This window comes from Kribbella antiqua (genome assembly GCF_004345665.1).
GTDB lineage: Bacteria > Actinomycetota > Actinomycetes > Propionibacteriales > Kribbellaceae > Kribbella > Kribbella antiqua.
In genome coordinates this window covers 1-15,129 of record NZ_SLWR01000014.1, presented here as the reverse complement: position 1 = coordinate 15,129, position 15,129 = coordinate 1, and the positions used below count along the sequence as shown (strand labels likewise).

The 15,129-nt window shown below is 68.2% G+C and carries 15 protein-coding genes; 14 read left to right on the top strand and 1 reads right to left on the bottom strand.

Annotation, left to right across the window (positions count from 1 at the left end):
* Nucleotides 1-94: 94 nt before the first annotated feature.
* The 3 genes from EV646_RS32820 to EV646_RS32810 all read left to right on the top strand — a co-directional run bounded on the left by EV646_RS32820 (nucleotide 95) and on the right by EV646_RS32810 (nucleotide 2,973).
* Nucleotides 95-1,462, top strand: a complete 1,368-nt coding sequence (locus EV646_RS32820; protein WP_199237337.1) for a replication-associated recombination protein A — start codon at nucleotides 95-97, stop codon at nucleotides 1,460-1,462.
* Complete coding sequence (locus EV646_RS32815) at nucleotides 1,459-1,770, top strand: nuclear transport factor 2 family protein (RefSeq protein ID WP_132155594.1); 312 nt, start codon at nucleotides 1,459-1,461, stop codon at nucleotides 1,768-1,770. The genes EV646_RS32820 and EV646_RS32815 overlap by 4 nt, the downstream gene beginning before the upstream one ends.
* A gap of 246 nt (nucleotides 1,771-2,016) precedes the next feature.
* Nucleotides 2,017-2,973, top strand: a complete 957-nt coding sequence (locus EV646_RS32810) for a hypothetical protein (RefSeq protein WP_132155592.1) — start codon at nucleotides 2,017-2,019, stop codon at nucleotides 2,971-2,973.
* An 805-nt stretch (nucleotides 2,974-3,778) separates the two neighbouring features.
* On the opposite strand, the gene EV646_RS40415 is transcribed toward EV646_RS32810, so the two are convergent.
* Nucleotides 3,779-3,955 (bottom strand): hypothetical protein, encoded by a 177-nt coding sequence (locus tag EV646_RS40415; RefSeq protein WP_241996480.1) that lies wholly within the window; start codon nucleotides 3,953-3,955, stop codon nucleotides 3,779-3,781.
* Between EV646_RS40415 and EV646_RS40410 the strand changes: the two genes are divergently transcribed.
* The 11 genes from EV646_RS40410 (at nucleotide 3,945) to EV646_RS32755 (ending at nucleotide 15,015) form a co-directional block, all read left to right on the top strand.
* Nucleotides 3,945-4,073 carry an excalibur calcium-binding domain-containing protein gene (locus EV646_RS40410; RefSeq protein WP_241996479.1) on the top strand — a complete coding sequence of 43 codons (129 nt, stop codon included), beginning with the start codon at nucleotides 3,945-3,947 and terminating at the stop codon, nucleotides 4,071-4,073. The genes EV646_RS40415 and EV646_RS40410 overlap by 11 nt on opposite strands.
* A gap of 128 nt (nucleotides 4,074-4,201) precedes the next feature.
* Nucleotides 4,202-4,612 carry a DUF948 domain-containing protein gene (locus tag EV646_RS32800; protein WP_132155588.1) on the top strand — a complete coding sequence of 137 codons (411 nt, stop codon included), beginning with the start codon at nucleotides 4,202-4,204 and terminating at the stop codon, nucleotides 4,610-4,612.
* Entirely contained in the window at nucleotides 4,609-4,848 is a 240-nt protein-coding gene (locus EV646_RS32795) for a DUF6167 family protein (protein ID WP_241996478.1), read from the top strand. Before EV646_RS32800 ends, EV646_RS32795 begins: the two co-directional genes overlap by 4 nt.
* 5 nt (nucleotides 4,849-4,853) lie before the next feature.
* Nucleotides 4,854-7,523, top strand: a complete 2,670-nt coding sequence (gene alaS / locus EV646_RS32790) for an alanine--tRNA ligase (protein WP_132155586.1) — start codon at nucleotides 4,854-4,856, stop codon at nucleotides 7,521-7,523.
* Nucleotides 7,524-7,540: 17 nt separating this feature from the next.
* A complete protein-coding gene (gene ruvX / locus EV646_RS32785) occupies nucleotides 7,541-7,999 on the top strand; it encodes a Holliday junction resolvase RuvX (protein WP_241996477.1) in 459 nt (152 codons plus the stop codon).
* 28 nt (nucleotides 8,000-8,027) lie between these two features.
* Nucleotides 8,028-9,206, top strand: coding sequence for an endolytic transglycosylase MltG (gene mltG, locus EV646_RS32780; protein WP_241996476.1), 1,179 nt, complete (start codon nucleotides 8,028-8,030; stop codon nucleotides 9,204-9,206).
* Entirely contained in the window at nucleotides 9,179-10,030 is an 852-nt protein-coding gene (locus EV646_RS32775; protein ID WP_241996475.1) for a shikimate dehydrogenase, read from the top strand. Before mltG ends, EV646_RS32775 begins: the two co-directional genes overlap by 28 nt.
* On the top strand, nucleotides 10,017-11,456 hold the full coding sequence (locus EV646_RS32770) for an FAD-binding oxidoreductase (protein WP_132155580.1): 1,440 nt from the start codon (nucleotides 10,017-10,019) through the stop codon (nucleotides 11,454-11,456). Before EV646_RS32775 ends, EV646_RS32770 begins: the two co-directional genes overlap by 14 nt.
* Before the next feature lie 14 nt (nucleotides 11,457-11,470).
* Entirely contained in the window at nucleotides 11,471-12,520 is a 1,050-nt protein-coding gene (locus EV646_RS32765) for a DUF2330 domain-containing protein (RefSeq protein ID WP_132155578.1), read from the top strand.
* Nucleotides 12,521-12,552: 32 nt separating this feature from the next.
* Nucleotides 12,553-13,260, top strand: a complete 708-nt coding sequence (locus EV646_RS32760) for a prepilin peptidase (protein ID WP_241996474.1) — start codon at nucleotides 12,553-12,555, stop codon at nucleotides 13,258-13,260.
* Nucleotides 13,261-13,386: 126 nt separating this feature from the next.
* Entirely contained in the window at nucleotides 13,387-15,015 is a 1,629-nt protein-coding gene (locus EV646_RS32755) for an FAD-binding oxidoreductase (RefSeq protein ID WP_132155574.1), read from the top strand.
* The last annotated feature ends 114 nt before the right edge of the window (nucleotides 15,016-15,129 follow it).

Genomic DNA, 15,129 nt, shown 5'->3' with positions numbered 1-15,129 from the left:
TTCGGGGGGAACGCTCGGGGCGGGGGCCAGCTGGACGCGCGGAGGCCGCTGGCTGGTGGCGGGGGATGTCGGTGGGGGTGGATAGGCTGCTGGGGTGAGCGAAGGTTTGTTCGATATTCCGGGTGCTCCCGCGCCCGCCCGGGGCGGCGGGAGTCTGGCGGATGTGGATCACACGGCTGCTCCGCTGGCTGTGCGGATGCGGCCCCGGAGTCTCGATGAGCTGGTGGGGCAGCAGCACCTGCTGGCGCCGGGGTCGCCGTTGCGGCGGCTGGTGGAGGGTGACCAGCCGATGTCGTTGCTGCTGTGGGGACCGCCTGGGACCGGGAAGACCACGATCGCGGCCGTGGTCTCGCATCAGACCAACCGGAAGTTTGTGGAGCTGTCGGCCGTCACCGCCGGAGTGAAAGACGTCCGGCAGGTGATTGATGCGGCCCGTCGGGATCTGTCCCGGGCGACGGGGACTGTCGAGACCGTGTTGTTCATCGACGAGGTGCACCGGTTCACGAAGGCTCAGCAGGATGCGCTGCTCCCGGGTGTGGAAAACCGTTGGGTGACGCTCGTTGCCGCGACGACCGAGAACCCGTTCTTCTCCGTCATCTCACCATTACTGTCCCGCAGCCTGTTGCTGACGCTGGAATCGCTCACCGACGACGACATCGCCGTACTGCTGGATCGGGCGCTGACCGACGAGCGCGGGCTGAACAGCGAGTTCGAGCTCGCCGAGGACGCCCGCGCGCACCTGTTGCGGATGGCAGGTGGAGATGCCCGGCGGGCGCTCACCTATCTGGAAGCGGCCGCCGGTGGTGCCCGCGCCAAAGAGGCTGAGGTCATCGACCTCAAGACGCTCGAGACGGCGGTCGACCGGGCCGCGGTGCGGTATGACCGGGCCGGCGATCAGCACTACGACGTCGCCTCCGCCCTGATCAAGTCGATCCGCGGCTCGGACGTGGACGCGGCCATGCACTACCTGGCCCGGATGATCGAGGCCGGCGAGGACCCGCGCTTCATCGCCCGCCGGCTGGTCATCTCGGCGAGCGAGGACATCGGCATGGGCGACCCGACCGCGCTCGGTGTCGCCGTCGCCGCGGCCGAGGCGGTCCAGCTGATCGGCATGCCCGAGGCGCGGATCAACCTCGCCCAGGCCGTCGTCGCCCTCGCCCTCGCCCCGAAGTCGAACGCGGTGATCATGGCCGTCGACGCCGCCATCGCCGACGTGAAGGCCGGCAAGGTCGGCCCGGTCCCACCCCACCTGCGCGACGCTCATTACGCAGGTGCCAAGAAGATCGGCCACGGTTCGTCGTACCAGTACTCCCACGACGATCCCCGCGGCATCGTCCCCCAGCAGTACGCCCCCGACGTCATCGACGGCACCGACTACTACAACCCCACCCGCCGCGGCGGCGAAGCGGCGTACGCCGATCGCGTAGCCAACATCCGCAAAATCCTCCGCGACCGCAAATGAGCCGTACGACGGACCACGTGGACGCCTTCAACCACGCCGTCACCACCGGCGACTGGGACACTTTCGCCGAACGCTTCGCCGAGGACGCGACCATGACCTTCATCGGCGTCCCGGCCGGCTCGTTCCACGGGCGGCGATCGATCGCGAGCGCCTACCGCGAGAACCCACCGACCGAGACCATGACCATCCAGGAAGCCGATGGCGACAGCATCCGGTTCCGCTGGGCGAGCGGCGGCACGGGAACGATGAAAATCGGCTGGACCCCGGCCGGCGCCGTACAGACACTGACGGTCTCCTTCGACCCCTAGCCGGACTCCGCAGACCCCTGACCGGAGGGGTTGTCGATCGAGTGAAAGAAGCTTGCTGTTGGTAAGCCTTCTCCAGCGACCTGCTGTTAACACTCGATTGCACACTCCCCACGGTGGCTTCACTCGCGGCGGCGACAGGGCTGGCACGGTGGCTTCGGTGGCGAGGAGGTGCACGGTGGCTTCAGTGGGTTGGGGGCTGTGGACAGTGTGAGGCGCCGCTCGGCGATGGGCGGGCATTGTTGGGTGATGGGCAAGATCGACGGACGACTGTTGGCCCAGCGGAGGCGGGACCTGCTCGCGGCTGGGGTCACTCGGGCACAGCTGGAGTCAGCCCGCTGGGTATCACCGCATTTCGGTTACCACCGCTCGGCGCAGGTGAACGATCCCATCAGGCAGCGGATCCTGGATGCGACGGCGGTCATGCCCGATCATGCCGTGGTCGGTGGCTGGGCGTCGGCGTACTTGCAGGGCGTGGCATATCTGGACGGCGGTTGGCCGCGGACCGTTCACGGCGAGCCACGCGTCGGCGAGCCAGTCCTGCTTGTTGTCCCACCGGGAACTGTGGTGAATCGACCAGGCATCAGGACCCTGCGCGCAACGTTGGAACCTGAGGACGTGGTCGAGTGCCACGGCATCCGATGCACCAGCGGTGTCAGGACGACGTACGACGTACTGCGGTTGGCACCGGATCTGACTGAAGCAGTTGTGAGCGGAGACTGCCTTCTTCATGCCGGACTTGCCGACATTGACACGGTTTCGGCGTACGAGGTAGCTCATCCGGGCCGGCGAGGTGTTCGGCAACTCCGCGCGGCGCTGCCGTTACTCGACAAGCTGGCCGCCTCTCCGCCTGAGTCGAGGCTGAGGTTGCTCTGTTTACGCGCGGGACTTCCGCCACTGGAGGTGAACGCGCCGATCTTCGATGTCGACGGAACCTTCCTTGGCATCGTCGACCTGCTGGAGCCGGTCTCGGGGCTCGGCCTCGAGTACGACGGCGCGTACCACCGGGACATCGGCCAGCACACGGCGGACAATCACCGGGAAGAAGGTCTTGAACGTCGCGGGTTGACGATCGTCCGGGTGACATCTGTGGACATGGCCGACGAGGTGGCGCTGGTCAGCCGGATCCGGCGCGCACACCACACCTGCCTGTCCACGACACCTCTCTTTCCTCCCCGATGGACCTTCCACCGCCGCGCTGCCTGAACCAAGCACCCACCACCATCGAGTGTGTGGAGAGTGCTGCCGGTAAACCCTTGCCGGCAGCATTCTCCACACACTCGATCGCACACTCCCTTCACTCGCACGGTGGCTTCACTGGCGGGGGCGGGGCCAGGCACGGTGGCTTCACTGGCGGGGGCGGGGCCAGCACGGTGGCTTCGGTGGCAGGGGAGGGGCCAGGCACGGTGGCTTCGGTGGCGGGGGTGGGTCTGGCACGGTGGCTTCGCTTGCGCCGGCGGTGTACGGATACTGGTCGTCGCGTTCGATTAACGCTCGGCCACCTTGCGTCGTTGGCTCAGGCCGATAGGCTGCTTTACCGGCCTGGGGGCGGAAGGTTCAGATCATTGAGGCACGGTAAGCCCCTCCCCAGACCAGCCGTGCGGTACGGCGGTCCGCGCGTCCTCAAGCTCGGCGCGTTTGCAGCAGTGCTACTGGCGTTGGCCGGTCTATGGCTCTTCATCCCGTTCAACGCTCACAACTCCGCTACCAGCGAGCCCCCGCAGTCTGGCGACACCACCAACCCGAGGCCCGACGGCGCGACCGAGGCGCCCTCGCGCGGATCGACTGGCCGCCCGATACTGCCGGGTGACAAAGCGACCGAGGCCCAGCCGTCATCGGACCCGACCCAGACGCAGTCCGAGGCGATACAGCCCTCGTCCGGAGCGTCTGAGCCCGAGTCGGCACAGTCTGAGTCGGCACAGTCCGGGCCGGCACAGTCCGCGTCCGCCCCGATGCCGCCCTGGACAGCGCCTGCCCCATCAGCGCCATCCACGCTGACGCCGTTCACGACTCAGCAGACCTCGCCGAAGCAGACGCAGTCCTCATCAACCCCGACATCACCCGCGCCGTCCACCTCAACACCGACCACGGCCCAGCCGACCACAGCCCAGCCGTCGCCAACCGCGACCTCGAGCAGCCCCAGCCCAACCAGCACCACCCCAACCGGCACCCCGGCCGTGGTCTTCACGACCTGCGCCGCCGTCCGTGCCGCCGGTCTGGCACCTCTGTACCGCGGCGACCCCGGCTACACCGAAGCGCTCGACCGCAACGGCGACGGGGTCGCCTGCGAACGCGGCAGTTCGTGATCACGCGCAGTCACCCAGTTTGGTGGGGGACTGTTATGTGGGGGATGGTGTCCTGAGGCGGGCTGACGTGGCGCCGCGCGATAAGGTCGGGCGGTCCACGAGTCGCAACGGAAGGTGGATCGTTTCCCATGAGCGTCGGTGAAGTCGCGGGGCTGATAGCCGCCTGCGCGCTGCTCATTCTGGTGGGCCTGCTGGCCTATCCGATCCTGAAGCTGGGCAAGGTACTGGACGAGACCCGGATCATGGTGAAGGGCGTCTCCGACTCCAGCGTTCCGCTGCTCGGCGAAGTGACCAGTACCGTGGCCACCACCAACGCGCAGCTGGCCAAGGTGGACACCATCACCGACAACGCGACCACCGTGACCACCAACGCGGCCGCGCTGGTGTCGTTGTTCTCGGCGACGGCCGGCGGCCCGCTGGTGAAGGCGGCGGCGTTCACGTACGGCGTCCGCCGGGCACTGGGCGAGAGCCACCGCAAGGACGTCACCCGCCGGGTGAAGGAAGAGATGAAGGCGGAGCGGAAGGCGCGGAAACGGTGAAGCGGATCTTCTGGCTGATCATGGGCATCGCGGTCGGCGTCTACGCCGTCACCCGGCTGAAGAAGCGCGCCCAGGTGCTCGCACCGGAAAGCCTGCAGCAGTCCGCGGCCAAGGTGGCCGCCGCGATCCGGCACTTCGGCGACGAGGTGCGCGAGGGCATGGCCGAGCGGGAGACCGAGCTGCGCGACGCACTGGGTATCGACACTGCACCAACGGAACGTGAGGACTACCGGTAACACCCATGGAAACCAGTGAGATCAGGCGGCGGTTCCTGCAGTACTTCGAGGACCGGGGCCACACCGTGGTGCCGAGCGCACCGCTCCCGTCGCCGGACCCGAACCTGCTGTTCAACGTCGCCGGCATGGCCCAGTTCGTGCCCTACTTCGTCGGCCAGCAGACGCCGCCGTACTCGCGTGCCACCAGCGTGCAGAAGTGCGTCCGGACGCTCGATATCGACGAGGTCGGCAAGACCACCCGGCACGGCACGTTCTTCCAGATGAACGGCAACTTCTCCTTCGGCGACTACTTCAAGGAGAAGGCGATCGAGTACGCCTGGGACCTGGTCACCAGGCCGCAGAGCGACGGCGGGTACGGCTTCGACGAGTCGGTGCTGTACGCCTCGGTGTACTACGAGGACGACGAGGCGATCGCGCTGTGGAAGCGGATCGCCGGCCTGCCCGACGACCGGATCGTCCGGCTCGGCATGAAGGACAACTTCTGGTCGATGGGCATCCCCGGCCCGTGCGGCCCGTGCTCGGAGATCCTGATCGACCGCGGCCCGGAGTTCGGCGCGGACCGGGACTGGGAGGCGGGCGACCGCTACCTGGAGTTCTGGAACCTGGTCTTCATGCAGAACATCCGCGGTGAGGGTGGCGGCAAGGAGGGCTACCCGATCCTCGGTGAGCTGCCGAAGAAGAACATCGACACCGGTCTCGGCCTGGAGCGGGTCTCGTACCTGCTGCAGGGCGTCGACAACATGTACGAGATCGACGAGATCTACCCGGTGATCGAGAAGGCGTCGGAGCTGAGCGGCCGCAAGTACGGCGTCGAGCACGTCGACGACGTCCGGTTCCGGGTAGTGGCCGACCACGTCCGGAGCGCGCTGATGCTGATCGGCGACGGCGTCACGCCGGGCAACGAGCAGGGCGGCTACGTGCTCCGCCGGCTGCTGCGCCGGGCGATCCGCTCGATGCGCCTGCTCGGCTACGAGGACCCGAGCCTGGTCGAGCTGCTTCCGGTCAGCCTGGAGCAGATGAAGAAGTCGTACCCGGAGCTGCAGCCGGACTTCGGCCGGATCAGTCAGGTGGCGTACGCCGAGGAGGACGCGTTCCGCCGTACTCTCACGGCCGGGACGAGCATCTTCGACGTGGCGGTGAAGGAGACCAAGTCCGAGGGTGGCGCTCAGCTGGCCGGCGCGAAGGCGTTCCAGCTGCACGACACGTACGGCTTCCCGATCGACCTGACCGTCGAGATGGCCGCCGAGCAGGGCCTGCAGGTGGACACCGAGGGCTTCCGCACGTTGATGAAGGAACAGCGCGAGCGGGCCAAGGCGGATGCGCGGGCCAAGAAGGCCGGTCACGCCGACACCTCCGGCTACCGGGAGCTGCGGGAGAAGGGCGTCACCGAGTTCACCGGCTACCAGGAGCTCGCCACCGACTCGCAGGTCCGCGGTCTGCTGAAGGAAGGCGCGATCGCGTCGGCCGCCGAGCCGGGCGAGACCGTCGAGGTCGTACTGGAGAAGACCCCGTTCTATGCGGAGTCCGGCGGCCAGATCGCCGATGAGGGACTGATCGTCGCCGACGGCGTCAAGCTGAAGGTGCTCGACGTCCAGAAGCCGGTCAAGGGCCTGATCGTGCACCGGGTCGAGGTGCTCGAGGGCGTCCTCCAGCCGGGTCTCGACGTGCACGCCGAGGTCGACCACGAGTGGCGGGTCTCGGCCTGCCAGGCACACTCCGGTACGCACGTCGTGCACGCCGCCCTGCGGCAGGTGCTCGGCCCGAACGCGCTGCAGAGCGGGTCGTACAACAAGCCCGGCTACCTGCGACTCGACTTCGCCTGGACGTCGGCGCTGGACCAGGCGACCCGGTCCGAGATCGAGGAGGTCGCGAACCTCGCCGTACGGCAGGACCTGCCGGTCTCGGCGCAGTACATGACGCTGCCGGAGGCCCGGGAGTGGGGAGCGCTCGCGCTGTTCGGTGAGACGTACGACGAGCAGGTCCGCGTGGTGGAGATCGGCGGCCCGTGGTCGCGCGAGCTCTGCGGTGGTACGCACGTCAAGCACTCGTCGCAGGTGGGTGCGCTGACCGTGACCGGCGAGTCGTCGGTCGGTGCCGGCGTACGCCGGATCGAGGCGTTCGTCGGCATGGAGGCCCTGCACTACCTGGGTCGCGAGCGCGCATTGGTCCGGCTGCTGAGCGAGAACCTGAAGGCCCGGCCCGAGGAACTGCCGGCGAAGGTCGCCGACCTCGCCGAGCGGCTGCGGGTCGCGGAGAAGGAGCTGGAGCGCGTCCGCGCCGCGCAGGTGCTGGAGGCCGCCGCCGCGCTGGCCGCGAACCCGAAGGACGTCTTCGGAGTCCAGTACGTCGGTCATCGCGCACCGGACGGCGTCAACGGCGGAGACCTCCGCAAGCTGGCACTCGACGTGCGCGGCCGGATGCCGGCCGACAAGCCGGCTGTGATCGCCGTACTGAGCGTGAACGACGGCAAGCCCGGCGTGGTGATCGCATTGAACGACACCGCGCGGGAGTGGCGGCTCAAGGCCGGTGACCTGGTTCGGGTCGCGGCGGAGAAGCTGGGTGGCCGGGGCGGCGGTAAGGACGACGTCGCCCAGGGTGGTGGCACCGACCCGGCGGGCGCGGACGACGCGCTGGCCACAGTCGAGCACACCATCGGCCAGCTCGTCACCGGCTGACGAATGGACAGACGCTGATGCGAACGGGCGTGCGGGTCGCGCTGGATATCGGCGACGCAAGGATCGGCGTCGCCAGCAGCGACCCGCACGGCATTCTGGCCACCCCGGTGGAGACGATCCGCCGCGGGCCCGGAGATCTGGATAGGATCGCCGCACTCGTCGCCGAACTGGCGGCGTTCGAGGTCGTGGTCGGTCTGCCGCGCTCGCTGTCCGGCGGCGAGGGTCCGGCGGCGGCGAAGATCCGGGAAACGGCGGAACTGGTGCGACGCAAGGTGCAGGAGGGCGACTCGGGGACGGCGGTACGGCTGGTGGACGAGCGGTTCACCACGGTCACCGCCGAGCGCATGCTGCGCGAACGGGGAAAGAAGGGCTCCAAGCGGCGGGCCGTGGTCGACCAGGCCGCGGCGGTCGTGATTCTGCAACACGCACTCGACGTCGAGCGCGAGACTGGGAACCCACCCGGGAGGCCCCTGTGATCGGAACGACGCTGTGAACAGAACATCGGTGGACGACGAAGTGACAGACGGCGACGATCTCGGCGCCGGCCTCGGGCTTCGGCCGGAGAGCCGGGTGGAGCGCAGGGCGAACCGCCGCAAGGCTCGGGCCCGACGCGGTTTCGGTTGCTTCGCCGGCCTGATCTCGCTCGTCGTCGTCGGCGCACTGGTGGCCGGCGTCGTGGTCGGCTTCGGCAAGGGCCGGGACGCCATCGAGCAGATGTTCGCCGCGCCCGACTACGAGGGCAACGGCACCGGCACCGTGACGGTCGAGATCACCCAGGGTGAGAGCGCGCAGTCGATCGCGGACACGCTGGAGAAGAAGGAAGTCGTCAAGAGCGCCCGCGCGTTCGAGCGGGCCGCCCGCGACGATCCGCGCTCGCGGCAGATTCAGGCCGCCACCTACACGCTGCGCAAGCACATGTCGGCCAAGGCCGCACTGGAGCTGATGCTGGACCCGGCCAAGTCGGTCCTGGTCACCCGGATCAGCTTCCGGGCCGGCCTGACCAAGGCCGAGATCGCCGACACCCTGCAGCGCTCGAAGCTCAAGCTCTCGTCCGGCGCCGCCGCGGCCGCGCTCGCGAAACCCGCCGCGCTCGGACTGCCGCCGTACGCGCACAACAACGCCGAAGGCTTCCTCTACCCGGGGACGTACGACGTGCCGAAGGGTGCGACGGCGTACACGATGATCAAGCTGATGACGGCGCAGTACGCGAAGAATGCGGCCGAGCTGGATCTGGTCAAGACCGCGCAGCGCAAGCAGCTGGATCCGTACCAGGCGGTGATCGTGGCCAGCATCATCGGCGCGGAGACGAACCGGCCGCAGGACTACGCCAAGGTCTCGCGAGTGATCTACAACCGCTTGCGGGCCGGGATGCGGTTGCAGATGGACTCGACCGTGCACTACGTCGTCGGCCGGGACGGCGGCGTGTTCACCAGCGCCGAGCAGCGGGCGATCGACTCGCGGTACAACACGTACAAGTACAAGGGCCTGCCGCCGACGCCGATCAACTCGCCGACCAAGGACACGCTGCGCGCGGCGATCAACCCGGCGCAGGGCTCCTGGCTGTACTTCACGCTGGTCAACCTGGACACCGGCGAGACCGCGTTCGCGACCACCCAAGCGGAGCACCTGGCCAACGTGCAGAAGCTGCAGGCCTGGTGCGCCGCGCACAAGGGCCGGTGCTGATGACGCGTTGTGCTGTTCTCGGTTCGCCGATTGCGCACTCGTTGTCGCCGGCGATGCATCGGGCCGCGTACGCCGCTCTCGGTCTCGACTGGCAGTACGACGCCTTCGAGGTTGGCGAGGACGAGCTGCGTGGGTTTGTCGCCTCGCTGGGTGATGACGTCCGCGGGCTGTCTTTGACGATGCCGCTGAAGCGAGTCGCGCTGGACCTCGTCGACACTGTCGATCCGGTCGCGGAGCTGATCGGCGCGGCGAACACGATGCTGTTCGAACCGGACGGATCGCGGTCGGCGCACAACACCGACGTACCGGGGCTGGTGAACGCCTTCGCCGAAAGGGGCATCACCGGCGCCGACACGGCCGTCGTACTCGGTGGTGGCGCGACCGCCGCTTCCACGCTGGCCGCCCTGCGCGGGTTGAAGGTCAGCGAGGTGACGGTCGTCGTACGGGACGTCTCGAAGGCCGAGCGGCTGCTGGATCTGGCGGCCGAGCTCGGGCTGAAGACGTCGGTCGCGGACTTCGGTCAGGTCGAGCAGATCGGCGGGTTCGACCTGTGCATCTCGACGCTGCCCGGCGGTGCCGTCGACCAGTGGGCCGAGCACTTCGCGAGCGTCGCGCCGGTGGTGTTCGACGTCGCGTACCACCCCTGGCCGACGCAGCTGGCGATCGCGGCGCACCGGATCGGTACCGACCTGTTGAACGGGCTTGACCTCCTCGTGCACCAGGCGACCCTCCAAGTGGAGATGATGACGGGTAGGTCGCCCGCACCCCTGGCGGCCATGAGAGCCGCTGCCCGTGAGGAGCTCGACGATCGTGAGCCTGCTTGACCGCCGGACGTTCCTGAAAGCCGGCAGTGCGCTGACCGCCGTCACCCTGACCAGCTGCACCAACGCGAAGCAGGCCGGAGCGAACGACCTCGCCGCGGCGGCGCCCGACTGGAACGCCTTCGGCCGCTCGCTCGAGGGCCGGCTCTACCGTCCGGGCCAGACCGGCTACGCGACCGCTCGCCAGCTCTTCAACCCCCGCTGGGACAGCGTGCAACCGGCCGGAGTGGTCCGGGCGGCGGGCGGGAACGACGTACGCAGCGCGATCCTCTTCGCGAAGAAGAACAAGCTGGTGCTGGTCCCGAAGGGCGGCGGGCATTCGTACGTCGGCGCGTCCACGATCAGTAACGGCCTGATGGTCGACCTCGGCGGGATGCACGGGCTGAGCTATGCGAACGGCATCGTCACCGTCGGCGCAGGTGCTCGCCTGTACGACGTCCACGCGTTCCTCGACAAGTACGGTCGATCACTGCCGACCGGGACGTGCCCGACGGTCGGTGTCGCCGGTCTCGCGCTCGGCGGCGGGATGGGAGTCCACACGCGGGCCTACGGGCTGACCTGCGACCGGATCGTCGGGATGGGCGTGATCACGGCCGACGGCGTTGCCCGGAACGTGACCGCGTCGTCCGATCCCGACCTGTTCTGGGCGTTGCGCGGCAGCGGTGGTGGAAACCTCGGCATTGTCACCTACTTCAAGCTGGCGACGATCCCGGCGAACAAGCTGGGCTTCTTCAAGCTGACCTGGCCGGAGTTCAATGCCGCGGCCGTCGTACGGGGTTGGCAGAAGTTCGCGCAGACGGCGCCGAACACTTCCTGGGGCAACTTGCACATCGATGCCCAGAGCAACGGAACGCTGTCGATCCACGTGCTCGGCGTCTCCACCACCGGGAACGCTGCTGCCGCGGCGGCGCAACTCGAGTCCTTCGTCGGGTCGCGGGCTTCCGCCCGTTCGATCACGGTGAAGACGCACATGGAGGCGGTTCGATACCTGGGCGGCGGGACTACTAGTCCGCGGACCGGGTTCCTGGCTGGTTCCGACGTACTGAAGAGGCCGATGGACGCGGTGACGATCACGGCGTTCCTCGGTGCGGTGAAGGCGGCGGCGCGGGCGAAGACACCGGCCTCGGCGATCATCGACCCGCTCGGCGGCCAGGCGGCGAAGCAGCCGTCCGGCGGCTCGTCGTGGCCGTGGCGGTCGGCGCTCGGCGTGATCCAGTGGTACTCCTCGTCCCAAGGGAAAGCCGCACAGACGTTCATCACGAACGGGCATCATGCCGTCCAGAAGTATTCGGCGGGCGGTTACGTGAACTACCTCGAGGCCGGTCGCGCAAACAGCTCGTACTACGGCGCGAGCCTGGGCCGGTTGCGGTCGGTCAAGAAGAAGTACGACGCGGGCAACTTCTTCCACGCGCCGTACACCCTGGTGTAGATAGTCTCTCGGCCGTGAAGCTTTGGCGGGTCGTCGCGGGGATCTTGGCCGTCGGGTTCGTTGCCGCGGGAGTGACGCCCGCGTGGGCGTGCGCCTGTGGCGGGTATCTGCCCGATCAGGAGTCGCGAGCCCGCGCGTACGGCGAGAACGCCCTGGTCCGGCACGACGGCAGCACTGAGGAGATCACGCTGTCGATGGCGATCAACGGGTCCTCGAAGAAGGCGGCCTGGATCATGCCGGTGCCGTCGGCCGCGAAGGTCGAGCTCGGGGAGACCGGGGTGTTCAACCGGCTGCAGTGGATGACCCGGGAGCGGGTCGAGACGCGCAAGACGTACTGGCCGTTCCGGGACCTCGGCATCATGGGCAGCGGTCGCGACACCGCCGGTGCCCCCGCGCCCGGCAGCAGTGGTGGCGTGGATGTGCGGCAGCAGATGGTGCTCGGGCCGTTCGAGGTCGTGCGCCTGGCTGCAACGACTTCGGCTCCGCTGATCGACTGGCTGCGCTCGAACGGCTATCTGGTACCGCCCACGCTGGCCGCGAACATCACGCCGTACCTGACCGAGAAGTGGGAGATCGTCGCGGTCAAGCTCGCGCCGAAGCAGGCCGGGCAGAGCATGAGCGGCTCGACCCCGCCGCTCAAGCTGACCTTCAGCTCGGACCGGATCGTCTACCCGATGCGGCTCAGCAAGGGCGCGACCCGCGAGCAGACTGTGACGGTCTACGTCGCTGCCGAGCATCGCGTCGACGCGGCAGAGGTGCCGGATACGGACGTGAAGCCAGAGCTCCTGTACGCCGGTCGCGTCCAGGACGAGGCTCTTCCGGTGCCGACGAACTACCTGACGGCCTACACGGCGACGTACGCCGAGCCGGGCCGGATCACCAACGACTACCTCTTCAAGCAGGCCGCGACGGACGAGGAGTTTCAGCGGGTCCGGTACGTCACCGTCAACGACGGCCTGTGGAGCACGATCGCGATCCTGGCAGGCGGTCCGGTGCTGCTCGGCGTCGGTGCGGCGATCGTCGCCCGGATCCTGGTCCGGCGTTCATCCACAGCCCGTCCGTAGCCGAAGCCCAAAATCGTCTAGGCTCCTGGATCGTGCCGGCTGACAACGCGTTGCTCGCCGCAGGGGCCGGTGTGGTCCTCTGCGGACCCGCGGCGTACCTGCTCGGGCCATGGCTGATGCGGCGGATCCCTGAGCCTTCCCTGGAGGAAGGCGAGACGAAGATCCCGTACGCCGAACTGGCCGGCCCGCGGGCGGCGTACTGGTGTGGTCTACTCGCGGCGGTGTCCGGGGGATTGCTCGGCTGGATGCTCGGGACGGCGCCGTGGCTCGTGGCGTGGTTGCTGCTGGCTGTCGTGGGCGCCGTACTCGGCTACATCGATGCGCGGACGCGGTATCTGCCGTCTGCCATCATCTGGCCGTCGTACGGCGCGGTCGGCCTGGCTCTGCTGGTCGGGGCGGCGGTGTCGGGGGAGTGGGGGTCGTTGCGCCGGGCGGTGATCGCGGCGGCGATCGGGTTCGCGGTGTTCTACGTGCTGTGGTTCGTGTTCCCGCGGGGTGTTGGGTTCGGTGACGTGCGGCTGTCGGGGCTGCTGGGGTTGGCTCTCGGGGCGCTCGGGTGGGGGCAGTTCGTCAGCGGCCTGTACGGCGGCTTCTTCCTCGGCGCGATCGTGGGGATCGCGCTGATCGCGAGCAAGGTGATGACGCGCAAGCAGATGGTCCCGTTCGGCCCGTTCATGCTCGTCGGCGCCCTGGCCGGAGTCCTGCTGGGTGGACCACTCGAGCATCTGTACATCGGCTAGGGGACCCGCCCGTTCCACCTGACAACTGACGCGAGCGATCTGCGCCGCTTCCTAGGGTTGATTACACACACCCCCGCCCGAGCGGAGCGAGGGGCGGGTTCTTTTCAGTCTCTGGGGAGGAACGCAATGCGAGTCAGTCGTAGAGGTCTTTTAGGCGGCACCGCTGCGGCCGGTGCCGCTCTCGCCATTCCAAGTACTGCGACAGCGGCGCCAGTGGTCGGCGAGAAGATCCGGTCAAGCGACGCCCGCTATCAGGACTTGGTGCTGCGGGGGCAGAACCGCCGGTTCGTCGGCCAACCGGATTATGCGCGAGTGATCCGCTCGACCGAGGACGCCGTACAGGCTGTCCAGGAAGCCGTCCGCACCGGCAAGCGGATCGCGGTCCGAGGCGGCGGGCACTGCTTCGAGGACTTCGTCGACAACAGCGACGTCGAGGTGCTGCTCGACATGTCCTTGTACGACGAGGTGACGTTCGATCAGCGGTATCGCGCTTTCTCGATCGGCGCCGGCGCGATCCTGGAGACGGTCTACCCGGCGCTGTTCTACGGCTGGGGCGTGACCATCCCAGGCGGCGGCTGCCTCGGGGTGGGCGTCGGCGGTCACTTCAGCGGCGGTGGGTACGGGCCGCTGTCCCGCCTGCACGGCTCCGTCGTGGATCACCTGTACGGCGTGGAGGTCGTGGTCGTGGACGCACGCGGCCGGGCCCGGTCGGTGATCGCCACCCGCGACAACGAGTACCGCGACCTGTGGTGGGCGCACACCGGCGGAGGCGGCGGGAACTTCGGCGTGATCACCCGCTACCTGATGCGGACGGCCGGCGCCACCGGCTCGGACCCGTCCAGGTTGTTGCCCAAGGCACCATCTGCCCTGTTGTCCAGTATCACCGTCTACGACTGGAAGACGATCGGGCAGGCCGGCTTCGTCCGTGCGATCCGCAACTTCTTCGACTTCTACGAGCGGCACAACACCGCCGATTCGCCGTACGCCAGTCTCTACAGCCCGCTCATCATCACGCCGTCGTCCGCCGGGAACGTCCTGCTGTCCACCCAGCTGGATGCCTCGGTGCCGAACGCGAAGGAGAAGCTGGCGGCATTCAACGCGGCGATGGTGGAGGGCCTGGACCCGAAGCCCGCCGTGTACGACGCAGGCGAGGGACCGTTCCTGCACACCACCTTCGAGCGCTCGATCGCCGAGTCGCCGTCGCCGGGGCGGAACAAGTGGAAGGCGGGCTACCTCCGGAAGGGCTACCGCGACGAGCAACTGGTGACGATCCACAAGGCCATGACCGACACGTCGTACAGCGCCCCGGATCTCTCCGTCCTCTTCGTCCCGTACGGCGGCAAGGTCAACACGGTCGCGTCGGACGCCACCGCCACGGCGCAGCGGGAGGTGATGTGCAAGATGGTGGCGACGGTCGGGTGGTCGGATCCGGCCGAGGACGCCAAGCACCTGGCCTGGATCCGGAAGCTGTACGCCGACATCTATCGCGACACCGGTGGCGTGCCGGTGCCGAACGAGATCAACGGCGGGTCGTACATCAACTACCCGGACGTGGACCTGGCGGACCCGGCGTACAACAAGTCCGGCGTACCGTGGCACGACCTGTACTACCTCGGCAACTACCCACGGCTGCAGCAGATCAAGGCGAAGTGGGATCCCCGCAACCTCTTCCAGCACAAGCTGTCGATCCAGCCGGCCCGACTCGACCTGTGCCGAGTACGGCGCAAGCACATCGAGCAGGAGCGCACCATTTGATGGGTTCGCCAGCCAAATTGTGGGGCGGGCTCAAGGAGTGATTGCAACACCTTTCGGTTGAAGGGGTGTTGTGATGGGTGCTCGTGGTGGTCGTCCTCGGTTGCCGGTGGAGTT

Excerpts from the sequence above, each read along its gene's own strand:
- alaS (WP_132155586.1), top strand. The coding sequence starts at position 4,854 with ATGGAAACCAGTGAGATCAGGCGGCGGTTCCTGCAGTACTTCGAGGAC.
- EV646_RS32800 (WP_132155588.1), top strand. The coding sequence starts at position 4,202 with ATGAGCGTCGGTGAAGTCGCGGGGCTGATAGCCGCCTGCGCGCTGCTC.
- ruvX (WP_241996477.1), top strand. The coding sequence starts at position 7,541 with ATGCGAACGGGCGTGCGGGTCGCGCTGGATATCGGCGACGCAAGGATC.
- EV646_RS32815 (WP_132155594.1), top strand. The coding sequence starts at position 1,459 with ATGAGCCGTACGACGGACCACGTGGACGCCTTCAACCACGCCGTCACC.
- EV646_RS32755 (WP_132155574.1), top strand. The coding sequence starts at position 13,387 with ATGCGAGTCAGTCGTAGAGGTCTTTTAGGCGGCACCGCTGCGGCCGGT.
- EV646_RS32810 (WP_132155592.1), top strand. The coding sequence starts at position 2,017 with ATGGGCAAGATCGACGGACGACTGTTGGCCCAGCGGAGGCGGGACCTG.